This window comes from Nonomuraea sp. NPDC049655, assembly GCF_044465465.1.
GTDB lineage: Bacteria > Actinomycetota > Actinomycetes > Streptosporangiales > Streptosporangiaceae > Nonomuraea.
In genome coordinates this window covers 37,043-54,337 of record NZ_JBITLS010000023.1, presented here as the reverse complement: position 1 = coordinate 54,337, position 17,295 = coordinate 37,043, and the positions used below count along the sequence as shown (strand labels likewise).

Sequence of the window (17,295 nt, the reverse complement as noted above, 5' to 3'; positions counted from 1 at the left end):
GGGGCTCCCAGTCGGCTCCAAGCCAGGAACAAGAGGGCTAACTCATCATTTCCGCCTGTGAGCGGATATTTCAGGAAAAGGCTGATGAGGGTCGCCGCGGGTGCGGCGGTCGTCGCGGCGGTCATGCTGCCCGCGCTGCCGGCGGCCGCCGACGGCGCCCCCGACGAGCGGCCCGACATCCCGGTAGGCACCTGGCTGGCGGCGCGTACGCAGCCCGCGGTGCAGCTGACCAGCTTCACCTACACGGCGACGGTGTCCGTCCCGTCCAACACGATCAACGAGGCGGCCTACAACCAGATCGTCCAGGAGGCCGTCGCCGCCGTCCAGTCCGGCAAGATCTCCTCGGACGAGCGCAGCATCGGCAAGTGGGTCTTCCAGCAGATCGCCGCCAACGTGGACACCTACGTGTCCTCGACCACGCCGATGCGTACGGTCGAGGCCGAGGTCGGCGGCATGTGCACCGGCTGGTGGGTCACCCCCGACGGCTACATGGTCACCGGCGCGCACTGCGTCCAGGTCGGCGAGACCGAGCTCAGCCAGCTCTTCGCCCAGCAGGCGCTGGCCAAGTTCAACAAGCAGGACGCCAAGGAGATCATCAGCGGCCTGGGCGACCTCAAGAACGACGAGGAGATCCTCAAGCTCGCCCAGCAGATCTATGTCACGTTCAACTCGACCCACATGCAGCTCAGCAACCTCAAGCAGAGCCTGTCGGTCATGCAGAGCCTGCCCGGCGGCGGGGTGGACAAGACGGCCAAGGCGGTCCCGGCCGAGCTGGTGTCGGTCGGCGAGAGCTACCCGGGCAAGGACTTCGCGCTGCTCAAGGTGAACGGCCAGCAGAACCTGCCGACCGTGCCGCTCGGCGACGACGCCGACGTGCGCACCGGTGACACGCTCTACATCAGCGGCTTCCCCGGCCTGGTCACCAACACGCCGTTCTTCAGCCTGGAGTCGAAGCTGGAGCCGGCCCTGACCGAGGGCCCGTACAACGCCAAGCGCACCACGCAGACCGGCGTGCCGTACATCCAGACGCAGGCGCCGTCCTACCACGGCAACTCCGGCGGGCCGGTGTTCAGCAAGGACGGCAAGGTCGTCGGCATGCTGATCGCGGGCACGGTGAGCGAGGGCGGCGAGGCGTCGGAGAGCGAGAGCTTCGTCCTGCCGGTCGGCATCATCAAGGAGAAGCTCGGCGAGAAGAACGTCAAGCCCGCCCAGGCCGTCACGACGACCCGGTACAACGAGGCGCTCAACGACTTCTTCCGGCACTACTACTCCGACGCGCTGCCGAAGTTCCGCGAGGTCCAGGCGCTGTTCCCGAACCACCCGTACGTGGCCAAGTACATCAGCGACTCCCAGCAGGCGATCTCCGCGGGCAAGGACGAGACGCCCAAGCCGATCCTCATGTGGGTGCTGATCGCCGGCGGCGTGCTGCTGCTCCTGGTGCTGGTCGCGGTCGTGGTCAAGGTCCTGCGCGGACGCCGGCGGCCCCAGCCGGCCATCGTCTCGCCCCAGCCCGGGTACGGCGCGGTGCCGCCGCCCCCGTGGCAGCAGCTGCCCGCGGCCCAGGCCCAGCTCTCGCCGCCGGTGCACCAGGCCCAGAGCCCGTACGGCCACGGCGGCGACGGCTACGGCCCCGGCGGGTACGGCGCGAACGGCCACGCCGCGAGCCCGTACGGCTCGGCCCCGGACGCCCACTTCCACCAGCCCCCTCACCAGCAGCCCTCCTACGAGCAGCCCTCCTACGAGCAGCCCGGCGGCGACCAGACCAGGTCCGTCCGCTACGGCCAGTTCAGCCCGCCCGCGGACCCCAGGTCCGGGCAGGTCGCGGACCTGGAACGGCAGATCGCCGACCTCCAGCGCCGGCTCGGCGACCAGCCCCCGAACGCCTGACGGGCCCGCGTGAGCCGAGTCCCGCCAGACACGTCAGGATGCGTGGCCCCGGAACCCCATGACGGGTTCCGGGGCCACGACGTGTGCCCGCCGGATCCGGGCCGCAGCGCCCGCCGCGGCCTACGATGACCTCGTGGACGTGCTGAGCAGCCGCGTGCTCCTGCGGCCGACCGACCCCGCCCGGACCCGCCGCTTCTACGCCGACACCCTCGGCCTGGCGGTCTACCGCGAGTTCGGCCCCGACGACGATCCCGGCGTGGTGTTCTTCCTCGGCCAGGGTTTCCTTGAGGTCGCCGGGCGCTCCGACGGCCCCGCGACCGGCGGCACGCTGTCGATCTGGTTGCAGGTGCGCGACGTCGGGCGCGAGGAGGAGCGCCTGCGGCAGGCGGGCGTCACGGTGCTGCGCGAGCCGCGGCTGGAGCCGTGGGGCCTGGTCGAGATGTGGATCGCCGACCCCGACGGCCATCGCATCGTCCTGGTGGAGGTGCCGCCCGGCCATCCGCTGCGCCGCGACCCGCGGTGAACCGCCCCGCGCTTGCCTCCGGAGCAGATCGTGTGCTAGCTTTGATCCCGTTGCAGTTGTGGTACCCATAAAAGACTTTGTGCGCACCTGACCTAGCTGGACTTTCAGGTGCGTTTTTGTTTTCCGGTCATCTCCGGGATGGGCTCATCGCGGCGACACGGGGATCCGCACGGTGCGGATCCCGTCTCTGCACGTCATCTGAAGGAGATCGTTATGGCTACCGGTACCGTGAAGTGGTTCAACTCGGAAAAGGGCTTCGGCTTCATCGCGCAGGACGGCGGCGGCGCCGACGTCTTCGCCCACTACTCCAACATCGTCTCCAACGGTGGCTACCGTGAGCTGACCGAGGGCCAGAAGGTGGCCTTCGACGTCGTGCAGGGCCAGAAGGGCCCGCAGGCCGAGAACATCGTTCCCGCCTGACCTCACGCAGCCCGCGTCTGGGCCCGCACCCTCTCCGGGGTGCGGGCCCAGACCGCTTTCAGGGGCATTTGATCGGGTATGGACCGATCAGCTCCGCGCGGTTATGTTGCGAGAGCGTCAGGCACGTTGTCAGACGACGCCGGGGAGCACCACCAGGACTGCGTCTGAGAGGACCCTCGCATGTGCGGCATCGCCGGATGGGTGGACTTCGACCGCGACCTGACCAGCGAACGGGCCACCGCCCTCGCCATGACCGCGACCATGAGCTGCCGGGGCCCCGACGACCAGGGCCTGCACCTCGAACCGCACGCCGCGCTCGGCAACCGCAGGCTCGCCGTCATCGACGTCGAGGGCGGCCACATGCCGATCGAGGCCGAGGGCCTGGCCGTCATCACCTACAGCGGCGAGGTCTACAACTTCCGCGAGCTGCGCGAGGAGCTGGCCGCCAAGGGCCACCGCTTCCGCACCAGGAGCGACACCGAGGTCGTGCTGCGCGGCTACCTGGAATGGGGAGAGGGCGTCGCCGACCGGATCAACGGCATGTACGCCTTCGCCGTCTGGGACGAGCGCGCGCAGGAGCTCGTGCTGATCCGCGACCGCATGGGCATCAAGCCCCTGTTCTACTACCCCCTGCCCAACGGCGTGCTGTTCGGCTCCGAGCCCAAGGCGATCCTGGCCAACCCGCTGGCCCCGCCCGTGGTCGACCTCGACGGCCTGCGCCAGCTCCTCAGCATGGCCACCGTCCGGCAGCGGTCGGTCTACAAGGGGCTGTGCGAGCTGCCGCCCGGCCACCTGCTGCGCGTGGGCCGGCAGGGCGCGCGGCTGCGCCGCTACTGGTCGCTGGAGGGGCGCGAGCACACCGACGACCTCGACACGACCGTACGCACGGTGCGCGAGCTGCTCGACGACATCGTCGGCCGGCAGCTGATCTCCGACGTGCCGCTCTGCACGCTGCTCTCCGGCGGCCTCGACTCCAGCGTCGTCACCGCGCTGGCCAGGACGCACGGCCCGATCCGCTCCTTCGCCGTGGACTACGCCGGGTACGCCGAGCACTTCCGGGCCGACGAGTACCGCGGCGACCCCGACCGGCCGTTCGTGCGGATGCTGGCCGAGCACGTCGGCTCCGAGCACACCGACATCGTCCTCGGGCCGGCGGAGCTGGCCGACCCCGGGCTGCGGGCCTCGGTCGTCCGGGCCTGGGACGCGCCGAGCTTCCTGGGCGACATGAACTCCTCCCTCTACATGCTGTTCCGCGCCATCCGCGAGCATTCGACCGTGGCGCTGTCCGGCGAGTCCGCCGACGAGATCTTCGGCGGGTACGCCTGGTTCCACCTGCCGCAGACGGTCGAGGCCGACACCTTCCCGTGGCTGGCGATGGTGATGCGCGAGCAGCAGCCGACCGACATGCTCGACAAGTCGCTGATCCGGCAGCTCGACCTGGACGCCTACACCGCCGACGGCTACCGTACGGCGCTGGCCGAGGTGCCCCACGTGGCCGGGCAGGACGCCCGCGAGCGGCGCATGCGCGAGATCTGCTACCTGCACCTCACCCGCTTCCTGCCCTTCCTGCTCGACCGCAAGGACCGGATGAGCATGGCCGTCGGGCTGGAGGTGCGCGTGCCGTTCTGCGACCACCGGCTGGTCGACTACGTGTTCAACACACCCTGGTCGATGAAGACGTTCGACGGCAGGGAGAAGAGCCTGCTGCGGGCGGCCGGGGCCGACCTGCTGCCCGAGCCCATCGTGCGCCGGGTCAAGGCCCCGTACCCGGTGACCCAGGACGTGGGCTACGAGCAGGCGCTCCGGGACGCGCTGCGCGAGCTGGCCGCCGACAAGGACGCCCCGGTGCTGCAGCTGCTCGACGCCGACGCCGTCCGCGAGGCCGCCTTCGCGCCGGCCGAGAAGGTGACGACCACGATGAGCAGGTACGGCCTGGAGCTGGCGCTGGATCTGAACGTCTGGCTGACCACCTACGGCGTGCGCCTGGAGGTGTAGCGGGCACACTGGGCGGATGACGTCCACTGATCATCTGCCGGCCACGCCGTTCGAGGAACAGTTGTGGGCGGCCCACCAGGACGGGCAGACCGCCCTGTGCCTGGGCCTGCTCCGCGACGCCGACCTGGCGTTGCCGATCACCGCCGCCGCGGCGGCCGGGACCGAGCCGCCCGCCTGGGCGACGGCCACGGACTCCGGCCGTACGTGGGTGCTCGCCTTCACCTCGGTCGAGGCGATGGTGACCGCGACCGGCGGCCTGGCCACGCACTGCCGGATCGTCTCGCCCGCCGAGCTGGCGGCCGGCTGGCCGGACCCGCGATGGGGCCTGGCCGTCAACCCGGGCCTCGGGGCCTCGTTCCTGCTGGAGCCCGGGACGCTGGCCAGGCTGGCGGTGCCCACGCTCGTCCAGGACCTGCGGCTCGCGCCCGGGTCGGGGGTGCCGGTGGTGCAGAAGCTGCTGTCCCCGGCCGACATCGCCGACCTGCTGGCGACGGCCGAGCCGCGCGTCTCCGGCTACTGCCACCACGCCCTCGACGTCTCGCACATCGCCACGCCCACGGTGCTGGCCGACGCGCTGAAGCAGCCCGGCATGCTGACCGAGAGCGGCTCGCTGAACATCCTGCGCTGGCATCCCGTCGGCCTCGACCTCTACCGCACCCCGTACGGCGGGCTCGACGAGCAGGGCCGGGACGCGGTGGCCGGCTGGGTGGTCGAGGAGCCGCCGTTCGTGGGCATGGGCCTGGTGCCCAACGTCGACCAGGTCATCCGCGAGTACAAGGTGTACGGCGTCGGCCTGCCGCACGGCGCGGAGATCTGGGAGCTCACCCACGAGGGCACCGAGCACCGGCGCGCGCTCTACCACGGCGACCTGCGGCGATGGCTGCTGATCGGCCGGAAGGCGGCGGCATGACCTGGCACTTCTACCGCGCCCACTGGCAGGGCGCCGACTACGTGGCCAGCCCCGAGCCGCACCCCCTTGAGCTGTGGGTACGCCTGCGCGTCACCGGCCCGGCCGACGGCTTCGAGGAGGTGGAGCCCGGCTGTCACGTCCGCACGGTGCCGTTCACCGAGTGCGCGTCCCTGCAGTTCGTCACCACGGAGTGCACCTGGCGGGGCGAGCGGTTCCAGGTGCACGACGAGCGGGACGGCCTGCTCCTGCTCGAATACCTGGGCGGCTCCGCGCCCGCGGCGCTCGCGCTGGGGCTGGAGCGGGTCGAGCGGGGGGTGTACCGGGCGTGGGCCCCGCGGACGGAGATCACCGAGCTCCGCGAGGAAGTTGTGGCGATAAGTCCACAGGATGGGCCTTTTTGAAGATTGACTCTTGTCTCCTGTTGTTCATGTGACAGAAACTGACCTGAAAGGTGCATGTGACGTAAGAAACACGCGGCATGGGGGCGGGGGTGTCATGGATTCTCCTGACGTGGCGGGGATGCGGGCATACGGCGACGAGCTGCGCGACATGTTCCGCCAGATCCAGGACGTGGGCATGGAGCTGCACCAGCAGGCCAAGGCCGTCCAGGTGACCGAGACCTCGAAGGACGGCCTGGTGTCGGTCACCGTCGGCTCGCGCGGCGAGCTGATCCGGCTCGACCTCGACCCGCGCATCTACCGCCGCCCCGACGCCCGTCAGCTCGCCGACACCATCGCCGAGACCACTCGCCTGGCCGCCGAGCGCGCCCAGGAGCGCGTCACCGAGATCTTCGAGCCGGTGATCCCGCGCGAGGACTTCCAGGCGCATCTGAGCGGCGATCTCGAAACCGTCATGGCCCGGCTCGCCGACCGCATGGGAGGCAGCCGATGAGGCCCTGGGACGGCACCCAGATCATCCGGCCCGTCGTGAACTCGGGCATCTCCCAGTGGACCACCGTGGCCGAGGACTGGGAGAAGGAGTCCGAGCGGCTGGTCGCCGCGGTCGTCGAGGCGCTGGCCGCCGCGCCCTGGGGCAACGGCGCCGAGGGCCAGGCGTTCATGAACTCCCATTTCCGCGACGACGGCCCCAACCGCATGCTCAACCAGTGCGTCGAGCTGTCCAAGCAGATGATGGACGCGTGCGGCAGGCTGCGCGCGAGCATCGACAACACCCTCGGCGTGGACGCCGCCATCGAGCAAGACCTCAAAGCACGAGAGGTCTAACGCGTGACGCACAGCGCCACCGGCCCCCAGGGGTCGACTTCTCAGAATTCGTCGGATGTGTCCACCGTCCAGCCCCCGGTCCGCATCGACCGGGACGTGGAGCCGGTCTGGGAGACCGAGGTGCTGCCCGACTGGGTGGTCAACTGGTTGATCCCGATGTTGTCGGCCGGTCAGAAGTGGCCGGAGGCGAGCGAGAGCGGGATGTCCAAGCTCGCCCACGCCTACCACGCGCTCGCCGCCGGGGCGATCGGCACCGCGCCGCGCGCCGGCTCGGCCGTGCGCACCGTGGCGACCGGCTGGTCCTCGCCGGCCAGCGCCGACTTCGTCTCCCGCGCCAAGTACCTGTACGGCCACGGCGCCGGCATGGCGGGCGCGGCCGGCAAGTCGCAGAACTACCTGAGCCAGTCGGAGAACTTCGCGGTCGAGACCCAGTACTCCAAGCTGTCGGTCAACGTGGCGTTCTGGGTCACGGTCGTCGCCATCGCCATCGCGCTCTTCGTCGCCTTCTTCACCGCCGGCTCCGCGACGGCGATCATCGGGCCGTACGCCGCCGCGGGCCGCGCGGCGATCAGCCGGATCCTGGTCCGCCTCGCCATGATCGGCGCCAGGGAGGTGGGCGCCGGCAAGCTGGCCCGGGTGACCGCGCTCAGCGGCGCCACCGGGCGCGGCCTCATCGCCCGGCTGCTCGGCTCCGCGATCGGCAAGGAGCTGATCGAGGAGATCGGCGAAGAGTTCTTCATCGACGCCGGCGCCCAGTACCAGCAGATCCAGATGGGCACCAGGAAGGAATGGGACTGGAAGAAGTCCCGGGCGGCGATCATCGGCGCCGGCGGCGGCGCGCTCGCCGGCACCGCGCTGTCCGGGCCCATATCCAAAGTCACCCGGCACATGCCGGGCTTCCCCGGCCGTGCGATGACCACCGGCCTGACCAACACGATCGCTTCCCCGTTCGGCAGCTTCTTCGCCAACGGCCTGGTGTACGGCCAGTGGGACAACCCGTTCACGGCCGACGCCATCTTGGGCGGCTTCATGGGCGGCGCCGGGCGTACCGGGTCGATCAGCCCGTTCAACCCCGAGGTGTACACGACGCTGGCCAACCCGGTCACCGCCCTGGCCTCGGCCTACGACAGCGCGGCCCGTACCGACGCGACCCGCGCGGGTGGCGGCGACCCCAACGCCGGGGTCGGGAACCCGCCGGCCGGCGGCCCGGCCCCGTCGGGCGGCGGGCCCGTCGTCCCCGCCGGGGCGGCGCCCTCCTCCAGCCAGAACGACGACGTCAGGCGCGGCACACCGGCCACCTCCGCCCCCGACTCCGACGCCGGCCCGCGCCGCGGCTCCACCTCGCGGGACGACCGCCAGAACACCGACCGCGAGCCCCGGGCCGAGACGAACGAGGACTCGACCGACGACACCGCCGACGACGACGCCGCGGCGAACACCGACACGACGCCGCAGGCCCCGGACCCGAAGGCGAAGAGCAGCTCCGCACCGGCTCCGCAGACCACCGCCGCCCCCCAGACCCAGGACGACTCCCAGACCCAGGACGACTCCCAGGACGCCCAACAGGACGACCAGCAGCAACCGGCCCCCCAGCAGGACGCCCAGCCCGCCCCGGCAGCCCAGCCGGACGCTCAGCCGGACACCCAGCCGAACGCACAACAGGACGCCCAGCAAAACGCACAACAGGACGCCCAGCAGGACAACCAGCAGAGCGCACAACAGGACAACCAGCAGAACCCGCGGCAGGACAACCAGCAGGGGCCGATCGCGCAGCAGGGCGACCAGCAGGGAGCGGCCGCCCCGCAGAACGACGACACCCCCGCCACCACGTCGGCCGCCGCCCCCGACGACGCGCCGCCGCCCACGCCCGTCCTGGCGACCGTCCGGGCCCGTAACGCGCTGATGAACTCGCTCACCGTGGACTTCCCCGGCGCGGTCGTCGGCCCGAACGGCGACCTCCTCATCCCCTCCCCCGACGGCAGCGTGCGGGTGATCCGCGCCGCCACCATGAGACGCGTGCGCGCCGCCCTGGACACCCGCGCCGACGAGGTCACCGACGCCGACGAGCTGCAGGCCGAGGCCACCGCGCTGGTGCTGCTGGCCCAGGAGACGGGCGAGACCCGGCAGCCCGCCACGAGCAGGCCGGGCACGGTCACGTCCAGGCCCGTCCCGGGCACCCGGCACGTCCCCGACGCCCGGCCGGGCACCTCGTTGCAGCCCGACGAGGTCCAGGAGGGCGCCGACGCGCTGCGGACGTCCCACTTCCTCAACCAGGACGTGCAGGACATCACCTGGTCGGCCGACGGCACGCTCGTCGTCCGGACCAGGAACAACGGCACCCACCACTTCCGCCCGGTCATCGGCGGGACGACCGAGGGGCTCATGGGCGAGACCGAGCTCTCGACCGGCGAGGACGCCCAGAACGCCCACGTCGTGCACTTCGCCCCCGGCATGAACCCGAGCCAGGTCTCCCGGGTCTGGCTGCACGAGATCACCGACACCCTGCAGAAGCTCCAGGAGGACACCGCCCCCAAGCGGCGCGGCTTCCTGCGCCGCAAGCCGGCGACCAGCGAGCCCACGCAGGACATGTGCGCCCAGGCCCAGCTCAACGAGCTGGCGTTCCTGGCCGAGCAGTGGCACGCCGCGCAGACGCCGCAGGAGCAGCGGCTGCTCGCCCTCGACATCGACGGCGTGTCCCGCCAGCTCACCGAGCGCGGCCACACCCCGCCGCTGCCGCCGTGGGCCCCCAAGCCGGGGTCCCGGCCCACGCACGCGCCGCCGCTGCCGCAGGGCCGCCCGGCGCGCGAGGAGCTGCCGGCCGTCATCGACGCGCTCAAGCGGGCCGAGGCGGCGATGCAGGAGCAGATCGACGCCAAGCGGAAGAGCGCCGAGGAGGCCAAGGAGGCGATCCGCAAGTCGCGGCAGGAGGCGCGGAAGGCCGACAGGCAGCACGACCAGGGCCACGCGGAGCGAGCGCGCAAGGCGCGGGCGGAGAGCCGCACCCATCGCGCCACCCGGGAACGGCACACCAGGATCGCCGACGCGTACGAGGTCGCGCTGCGCGAGGCGACCCGGACCCGGCAGACGTACGAGCAGCTGCTCACGGCGTTGAACGAGATCGAGAACCCGAGCGCGCCCGCCGGGCCGGTCGGCATGCGGCCCGTCGCCGAGCGGCTGGCCAACCAGGTCCTGCGGCAGCACGCCGCGTACCTGGACGCGCTGGCCGCCGCGTTGCCCCAGGAGATCAACCTGGCCGCGGCCCAGCCGACGGGCCGGCTGGCCCACGTGTCCGCCCTCACCACCGCCGTCAACGACCTGCTGGCCGACAACGGCATCGGCCACAGGTTCACGACGCACAAGCTGGAGGGGGCGATCCGGGCGGACTTCCACAAGGCCGTCTCCGCCGACGGCCTCGTCGTGCAGGTGGGACAGCACGGCAAGGCGGCCGAGGTGCGCATCAAGCTGACGCTCGCCGACCTGGTCGAGGTGCTCGATCCGGCCATCAAGGGGTCGGAGATGATGGTGGGCCTGTTCCACCAGGCCGGCCGTACGGCCTCGGTCACCCAGGCGGGCAGCGGCGGGCTGTCGATGGGCTTCGACACCAGCGTCCTGGCCCAGTTCCTGCCCGAGGACACCGCGACGCGGATGATGACCGAGCTGTTGGGCGTCGGCATCGGCGCCTCGATCGGGCGCAACTGGTCGAACGGCGGCGGAGCCGGCATGTTCGCCCAGACGGGCTCGGTCACCGACAACCGGAGCGAGTCGCTGCTGTTCGACGCCGCCGCCACCTGGACGGCCGAGATCCGCACCGGCCAGGAGGAGAACTGGCGGGGCACCGTCACGGTCGACTCCGGCGCTCCCGGTGACTCTTCGAGCCAGCGGTTGTGGTTCTCGCACTCCGCCACCGACCAGCCGCCGCGCAGGCTGGAGTGGATCGACAGGGCCAAGCGCCGCAAGGAGATGCCCAACGTCGTCGTCCAGAGCATGAGCGACCTGGAAGGCGCCGTCGACATGCTCGCGGACGTGCTCGGCGGCGACTACGCCGAGATCGGCACCTCGGCCCGCGACGCGCTGCGCGGGTTCGTCACCCATAACCTGCCCCACAGCCTGCGGACCGCGGTCAACGAGGGGCTGGAGCGCGTCTTCACCAAGAACGGCGAGCCGCAGGTCCGGGTACGCGCCGAGAGCCGGGTCGTGGTGGAGCTCTCCGAGCCGGTCGGCGGCTCGACCTCCGAGGAGTGGGAGGAGGAGGTGCTGGTCGACTTCGTCGCGACACCCGCGAGCGCGTCCTCGGGCGCCTCGCTCGAAGGCAACGCCTCGGCCGGGTTCAACGCCCCCGGGCTGGCGGCCGTGGATCTCGGCGGGTACCAGCCCAAGATCGGCCCCAAGGCCAACGGGGCGAGAGGGGCGTCGCGGTCGTACTCGGCCACGGCCAACAAGCAGGCGATCCACCCCAGCGTGCGCCGCATGACCCACCCCATGCAGAGCTACCGGCTCGTGGTGGTCACCACGTTCACCGTGGAGCGGTTCGGCGAGCCGCCCGTCACGTTGACGCCGGTGCGCAGCACGGCGCTGGCCGACATGCGCGAGAAGGCCGCCTTCCATTTCGGCCTGCCCGTGGACAGCGCCGCGCTGGTCCGCAAGAACGGACAGCCGGTCACCGACGCCAACGGCGTGCCGGTCCTGCGCGGCGACCCCAACCCCGCCCCGCCGCCCGGCCGCAAGCCGGAGCTGCCCGTATGGCTGGGCGAGGGGCCGGGGAAGATGCGCGGCGCGGGCCCGGCGCTGGTGGAGGAGATCGAGGGGCTGGCGGAGTTCCGGGAGAAGGTCCTGGAGGAGCTGGCCGCGCGGGGGGTCATCCCCAAGGTCGTGAACGGCGTGCCGGAGTACGCCACCAACGATCTCGCCCGCGCCAGCCAGATCCTCAACCGGCAGGAGCTCCTGGAGCAACTGTCGGAGCAGCGGATCCGCGCCGCCTACGACTCCCTGGCTCAGGACGGCATCGTCCTCGACCTGACGCTGCACGGTCTCAACGCCGCCCCCGAGCACTACATGCTGCACCTGTCGCTGCAGCAGGACTTCGACGACGTGACCTACGTCGGGCACACCGACACGCAGACGGTGGTCAACCTCGACATCGGCTCCGACACCTCGGCCCGCGGCATCAGCAGGTCCAGGACGTACAGCGGCGGCGCGTCGGTCAGCGAGAGCGACGGCCCGGACAAGGGGCACGACGGCCTCACGCACGAGGTCGGCGTCAACGGCGGCGGCAACCGCACCCGTACGGCGGGCTCCAGCGCCGGCGGCACGACCAACATCGTGGGCCTGGCTGAGAGCAGCGGCCCGGTCGCGATCCTGAAGCTGGGCCACCATATGGCCGCCGCCCTGCTGCACAACGGCACGACGACGACGATCGCGACCACCGAGGGCTCGGCCCGGCTCGTCTTCGCCGCCGACCTGCTCCCGTCGACGAAGGAGACGCCGCCCGCGCCGATCGGGCGGATGTCCCCGAAGCTCAGGTCCATCGCACAGCTGCTGCACGTGGACGTGGGCCGTCCCCTGGACGCGGCCCGCCAGGTGCTGCCACGCGGCACGACCGCCGACTCCGTGGCCCTCCAGCACCTCATGACGTTCCTGAACGTGCGCAACCTGGTCGCCCATCCGAAGCTGCTGAACCGGCCGTTCACCACGGACGGCGCGATCCGGCCGAACGGCGGCCCGACGCGCTCGTCGCTGTCGGTGTCCGGCGAGATCGGCGAGACCGAGGTGCTGGGCATCATCGACCCCGTCACGGGCGTGATCAAGTTCGGGCTCGGCAGCGCGGGGATCTCGTGGGGCGGCTCGTCCGGTTTGTCCGCGGGGATGTCGACGAGCGCCTCCGACCTCGACGACGGCGGCACGACCAGCGACGGCGGCTCGCTCTCGCTGCCCTCCCGGTCCGGCGGCACGTCCGAGTCCACCTCGCTCCTGGACATCTGGGGCAGCGAGGAACTGCTGATCAAGTATGGCCGCCACTACATGCTGCGCAGCACGGTCGATCTCACCCTCACCGGCTCAGAAAGCGCCGAGCACGGGGTGCCGACCGGCGAGCGCATCACCGTCAGCGGGTCCAGGACGGAGACCGTCTCCGGCACCGCGCTGTTCGCGGTGCCCGAGGACGACGCGCTGCTGATGTACGGGGCAGGCGACCTCGACCTGCCGCTCCACCTGGTCGGCGACGCGGTCGAACGGTTCCTCAACGGCAGCCTGACCCTCGACCGGAGCATCGCGGTCCCGCTGGTGCAGCGCTACGTCAAGGACATGGCGCAGTCGGGGGTCACCAACGAGTACACCGAGCGCCACACCCCGCAAGCCCTGCTGACCAAGCTCAAGGAGGTCGCCGGGCTCGGCTCCCCCGCCCCGGGAAGCCCGCAGGAGAAGCTCGACCAAGCCCTGGACGACGCCGCCGAGCAGCTCGAACGCTCCAGGGACGTGGTGCTCGCAGCGCCGTACGACCGGTCGGTGGGCGCGAGCGCGACCGAGTCGCTGACCCTGACGGACGAGAACGGCGACCCGGTCGACCTGATCGACGCGGTCCGGAGCGCCGTGCAGGACGCCGTGCCCGGGGCGCTGGACGAGAGCACCACCCTCGGCGAAGAGCTGAACGTCGACTTCTCCGAGGACGCCGCGGTGATCCACGTCGCCGACATGTGGTCATCGCGGGGCTTCGAACGCAGCTACCACGTCCAGCAGGGCGCGCAGGTGACGCAGGCCGAGGAGGTGACGGTCAGGGTACGCCTCGAACCCGTCGGCGACCCGCGCACGGCCAGGATGCTCAGTCAGACGTCGCAGGCCGGTCTGATCGTCCAGCACTACCGGTACACCGACCAGACGCATTCGGAGTCGTACAACGGGTCCTATTCGGCCGGCCTCGACTCGTCCACCGGCGACCCGACCGGCGGCCAGGGCGGCGGCCTGTCCACCGACCGCGGACGCGGGTACTCGGGCTCCACCAACCACCAGAACACGCGGCTGCAGCGGATCGGCCTGTTCAACGGGCTGACCCAGGTGGAGCAGCAGATGCGGGTCGTCATCGAGGTGGAGCGCCGTCCCGTACGGGGAGGCAGGATCCCGGCCGGCGCCAAGAAGGCCGCCGACAGGCTCCAGCGCAAGCCGCGCGCCACGCCGCCGGTCGTCTACAACGCCGCGCTGGTGCGGCGCATCCCGACCGGCATGACCAGGCCCGTCGCCGAGGACCCGGGGCCGGTCGTCATGAACACCGACCCCCGGCAGGCCGAGCTGCATCCCGGCTTCTTCCCGCAGGCGCTGTGGGAGAACCCCGCCAAGCCCAGCCTGTACGAGGTCATCACCGCCCAGCTCACCAAGATGCTGGGCGCGGCGGCGGTGCAGGAACGCCGTCCCGAGCTGATCAGGCGGCTGGCGCCGTCGGCGTTGCTGACCGCGTTCGAACGGATGACGGACCCCGCCGGCGAGCCGATCGTCCCGGTGTCCAGGCAGAAGTTCAAGGACCAGGGCGTGACGGTCACCGCCCACGCCCGCCTGTCCGACCTGACGATCGTGGCCGGGCCGTACGACGGGGAGAAGGGGCAGGTCGACCGGCAGGCCGACGCCCAGAACGTGACGGTCTCCCGCGGGCACACGACCCCGGTGGGCTGGGGCGTCAACGGGTCGGACAAGTCGACCGGGGTGAACGGCGGCGTCAAGGGCGGGGAGCAGACGTCCGAGAACGTCAGCGACCACCACGGGGCGCGCCGCGAGCGCAGCATGTTCGAGAAGGGCAAGCTCTACACCGTACGTCTGCGGGTGGACTACGACCTCGACTTCCAGTACATGGCGCGGCTGCGCGACGGCAACGAGCACCCGGTCGGCGACCCCGTGCACCTGCCGGGCGCATCGACCGGCGAGGTGGACGTGGTCATGTTCGGTGAGGAGATCGAGGAGCTGCGCGAGCGCATGGCGGCGGGCGTACGGCTCGGGCCGCCGCGCCCCGGCGGCCCGCCGCCCGCGACGTTCACCTTCGTGCCCGCCGCCGACAACCAGAACCCGATCCAGACCCTCCAGGAGGCCCGCATGGCCGCCCGCGACCGCGGCGAGGTGGCCAGGGTGGCGGTCCGGGAGGCCGACGGCCTGCACCGCTACCGCGTCCTGCCGGACGGCTCGTTGTACAGCGAGACGCCCGACGGCGGCTACGCCGACGCGTTCGCGGGCCTGGCCCCCGATCTGCTGGACGCGGCCGTCGGCGCCGGGCTCGACCTGCGCGACGTCTACATGAACCCGAGCACGGACGGTACCTTCACCGAGCAGGTCAAGGCCGCGCTCGCGGCCGTCGACGCCCTTCCCGCGCCCGCCCCGCCGCCCGCCTGGCCCGCCCCCGCCACCGCCGAGCACACGAACCCGGTGGGCGGCAGCGTGGCGCAGGGCGTGACGCCGGCCGCCGGGATGCCGTCCCCCGCGATCGAGAACACGCCGTTCAGCAGGTCGGCCCGCCCCGAAGGGGTGCCCGACCTGAGCCTGGACGAGCTGCGCGGCCAGCCCCTGTCCGCCGTCGACCTCGGCGGCGCCGCCGCCCACGTGGGCTGGACCGGGGACGACGTCCTGACCGTCCAGGTGCCGGGCGCGCCCGACCAGCACGTCCGCGTGGAGGTCGGCGAGCCGGGCGAGGGCCTGAACGCGCTCACCGTGCCGCGCGCGGGCACGGCCGAGGACCCGCACCTGCTGCGGATCTGGGGGCGCGTGCATCCGGACCTGGTGTCGTCGGTCCTGGTCCACGACCTCTCGCACGTCGTCCAGACGGCGACCGCGGCGGCGGCCGGCATGCCGCAGGGCGTGCTCAGGACGTCGCCGCAGGGCGAGCAGACCGAGGGCACCGACCTGTGCCTGCTCCCCCGCATGGACGAGCACGCCCACCTGTCCGACAAGTGGCACGCCACCACCGACCCGGCCCGGCGCGAGCGCCTGGCGGCGGCGATCGACGCCGTCGCCGAGGACATCCGCCGGCGCGGCCACACGCCCCCGGCCCCGCCGTGGGGCACCGGGCCCCGCGCGCCGGCCGCCCCCGAGCCGCAGAGCCGGATCGCCCGCCTGCTCAACGGCGGCTCGGCCACCGGCCTGGACACCTCGCCGCCGGGCCTGGGCAAACTGGCCGAGATCGCCGGCGTGCCGGCCATCACCCCGGGAGCCGCTCCCGTCAACGGCGCCGCCCCGCACGTGGGGCCGGCGGACACGTTCACGGTGACCACCCCAGGCGGCGAGTTCACGCTGACGCTGGCCGAGGCCGCGCCCGGCGCGGCCGGGGTGACCGTCGAGTCGAGCGCTCCCGGCCACCTGACGCTGCGGGTGCCCGCCGACGCCGGCTCCAAGGCCACGGCGGCCGTCGCCGAGCACGTCGCGGCCCACGCCGCCACGCTCGCGGGCGACCCCGCCACCGGCCGTCCGGCACAGGCCCGTCCCGCCGAGGGCGGGCGGCCCGGTCCGGCCGAGGCGGCGGCGCTGGCCCGGCTGCGCGGGCTGGCGCGGGCGGTCGCCGAGGCGGGCCCGATCCGCTCGCGCGCCGAACGGGCGGCGCTCCAGGAGGAGGCCCGGCGGCTGGGGCTGACCGGCGACCAGCAGGGCGCGCCGTCCAGGCTGGCGGAGCTGTCCCGCTCGGGCGACCTCACGCCCGCTGACGTCACGGCGATCCGCGGCCACGCGACGCTCCCCGAGACGGCCGCCGCCGGGGCCGTCGTACGGGCCGCCGCCCTCATGGGCGGGCGCGTCGTGATCCACGGCCCCGGCCTGCTCGACATCGTGCTGCCCGGCCGGGCGCCCATCACCGTCGACGTCCGGCGGCCCGGGTCCGGCGAGCCCGACCCCGGCGTGCTGACCTACGACGTGGACCCGGCCCGCACGGTCGGCGCGAACGAGCGGGCCGCCGCCGGGACGGCCGCCGCCGCCGTCGCCCGCGCGCTGGGCCTGCCGCCCGCCGACAGCCAGGAGCTGGCCGAGCTGCACGAGGCCGTGCGCCAGGTGCTTGCGGCCAACATCAGGCAGCGCCTGGGCCGCCTCGGCGTGCTGTTCGACCTGGTCACCGGGGCCCGCCCGGAGATCCTGCGGTTGCTTCCGCCGCAGGTGGCCAACGAGCTGGCCACCCTGGCGGACGGCCGCCGCCCTCGCGACTGGTCCGCGATCCTGGACCAGGTCCGCGCGCTGGCGAACACGACCGGCTGGAACCCGCCCGAGGACGAGTGCGTGTGCCCGGACGACGGCCCGTGCGTGTGCGGCCTCCGGCTGAACGACACCCCGCTGGTGACGCCGGACCCCGAGGCGGTGGCGGTGTGACAGGCGGGACGTCGGGCATG

9 protein-coding genes are annotated in these 17,295 nt (G+C 72.4%); all 9 read left to right on the top strand.

Annotated features, from left to right (window positions below):
• Window positions 1–84 precede the first annotated feature (84 nt).
• Window positions 85–1,887, top strand: coding sequence for a serine protease (locus ACIBQ6_RS48000; RefSeq protein WP_358296401.1), 1,803 nt, complete (start codon window positions 85–87; stop codon window positions 1,885–1,887).
• A 133-nt stretch (window positions 1,888–2,020) separates the two neighbouring features.
• Entirely contained in the window at window positions 2,021–2,410 is a 390-nt protein-coding gene (locus ACIBQ6_RS47995) for a VOC family protein (RefSeq protein ID WP_352320544.1), read from the top strand.
• A 213-nt stretch (window positions 2,411–2,623) separates the two neighbouring features.
• The gene (locus tag ACIBQ6_RS47990) at window positions 2,624–2,830 is read left to right on the top strand and encodes a cold-shock protein (RefSeq protein WP_055509312.1); all 207 of its coding nucleotides are present in this window, start codon (window positions 2,624–2,626) and stop codon (window positions 2,828–2,830) included.
• Window positions 2,831–3,010: 180 nt separating this feature from the next.
• Window positions 3,011–4,825 (top strand): asparagine synthase (glutamine-hydrolyzing), encoded by a 1,815-nt coding sequence (gene asnB, locus ACIBQ6_RS47985; protein ID WP_358296398.1) that lies wholly within the window; start codon window positions 3,011–3,013, stop codon window positions 4,823–4,825.
• A 16-nt stretch (window positions 4,826–4,841) separates the two neighbouring features.
• Window positions 4,842–5,735, top strand: a complete 894-nt coding sequence (locus ACIBQ6_RS47980; protein WP_358296395.1) for an SseB family protein — start codon at window positions 4,842–4,844, stop codon at window positions 5,733–5,735.
• Window positions 5,732–6,136, top strand: a complete 405-nt coding sequence (locus ACIBQ6_RS47975; protein WP_358296392.1) for a hypothetical protein — start codon at window positions 5,732–5,734, stop codon at window positions 6,134–6,136. Before ACIBQ6_RS47980 ends, ACIBQ6_RS47975 begins: the two co-directional genes overlap by 4 nt.
• Before the next feature lie 94 nt (window positions 6,137–6,230).
• Window positions 6,231–6,626 (top strand): YbaB/EbfC family nucleoid-associated protein, encoded by a 396-nt coding sequence (locus ACIBQ6_RS47970; RefSeq protein ID WP_352360836.1) that lies wholly within the window; start codon window positions 6,231–6,233, stop codon window positions 6,624–6,626.
• A complete protein-coding gene (locus ACIBQ6_RS47965; protein WP_397219258.1) occupies window positions 6,623–6,958 on the top strand; it encodes a hypothetical protein in 336 nt (111 codons plus the stop codon). Before ACIBQ6_RS47970 ends, ACIBQ6_RS47965 begins: the two co-directional genes overlap by 4 nt.
• Window positions 6,959–7,015: 57 nt before the next feature.
• Entirely contained in the window at window positions 7,016–17,275 is a 10,260-nt protein-coding gene (locus tag ACIBQ6_RS47960; protein ID WP_397219257.1) for a hypothetical protein, read from the top strand.
• Window positions 17,276–17,295 lie beyond the last annotated feature (20 nt).

What these genes read in the sequence shown, in the direction of transcription:
- ACIBQ6_RS48000 (WP_358296401.1), top strand. Translation starts at nt 85, where the DNA reads ATGAGGGTCGCCGCGGGTGCGGCGGTCGTCGCGGCGGTCATGCTGCCC.
- ACIBQ6_RS47990 (WP_055509312.1), top strand. Translation starts at nt 2,624, where the DNA reads ATGGCTACCGGTACCGTGAAGTGGTTCAACTCGGAAAAGGGCTTCGGC.
- asnB (WP_358296398.1), top strand. Translation starts at nt 3,011, where the DNA reads ATGTGCGGCATCGCCGGATGGGTGGACTTCGACCGCGACCTGACCAGC.
- ACIBQ6_RS47980 (WP_358296395.1), top strand. Translation starts at nt 4,842, where the DNA reads ATGACGTCCACTGATCATCTGCCGGCCACGCCGTTCGAGGAACAGTTG.
- ACIBQ6_RS47975 (WP_358296392.1), top strand. Translation starts at nt 5,732, where the DNA reads ATGACCTGGCACTTCTACCGCGCCCACTGGCAGGGCGCCGACTACGTG.
- ACIBQ6_RS47970 (WP_352360836.1), top strand. Translation starts at nt 6,231, where the DNA reads ATGGATTCTCCTGACGTGGCGGGGATGCGGGCATACGGCGACGAGCTG.
- ACIBQ6_RS47965 (WP_397219258.1), top strand. Translation starts at nt 6,623, where the DNA reads ATGAGGCCCTGGGACGGCACCCAGATCATCCGGCCCGTCGTGAACTCG.